This is a genomic window from Oleiphilus sp. HI0066 (assembly GCF_001635725.1).
The window spans coordinates 1-711 of the sequence record NZ_LWFH01001540.1 but is presented as its reverse complement, the minus strand read 5'-3'; the positions used below and the strand labels follow the sequence as shown (position 1 = coordinate 711).

Annotated in this window: 1 protein-coding gene; it reads right to left on the bottom strand. The window is 47.3% G+C overall.

Annotated elements, in window-relative coordinates:
* Nucleotides 1-656, bottom strand: a 656-nt coding sequence (gene waaF, locus A3738_RS23955) for a lipopolysaccharide heptosyltransferase II (protein WP_082890135.1), incomplete at its 3' end; no start/stop codon positions are given.
* Nucleotides 657-711 lie beyond the last annotated feature (55 nt).

The window sequence follows — 711 nt, the reverse complement described above, 5'->3', positions numbered from 1 at the left end:
TTCTGAGACCCAAATAACCAAACTTGTCCACCTTCAGCAATATGGCGACGTGCGATCTCTGCATAGTGCCTCTCTGGCCACTTCTTAGCACGCCCAAACTCCGCACCCGGACATAGCGCTAGCACCGACTTACTCTTGTCCAAACCGAACTTCGTCATCGCTTTAGCAATATTCTCTGTCGCAGGAACAAGCAAGGGAGCCGGACACTCAAATGCATCTGGCGTTGTTCCCTTGTCATAAGCGAGCCCAACATACTTATGCACCATCAATGAAAAAACGCTTTTATCTAGCTGACGCAAATCATTGACCACGCCATAGCGCATTTCACCTTTCCAGGCAGTACGTCGAGGAATCTTCGCAAACCACGGAATCAATGCCGACTTAAACGAATTTGGAAGGACAATCGCCCAGTCGTATTGCTCTGAGCGCAAACTATGCCCAAGCATTCTGCGAGATTTAATATCAAGCACACCATGCCCTAAAGGCATATCAATGGCTTTATTCACTTCAGGCATTGCTTCAATTATGGGGCGACTCCAAGCTGGAGCAAGAACATCTATTTGTACAGATGGGTGGAGTCGACGCAAAGCAATAAATAAACTCTGCGCCATCACCATATCGCCAACCCAGGACGGGCCTACGATAAAAATTTTCAAATCAGTATCTCCGATACCGTAAAACGCAATTAAACTAGCGTCAGCCAGTCTTGGT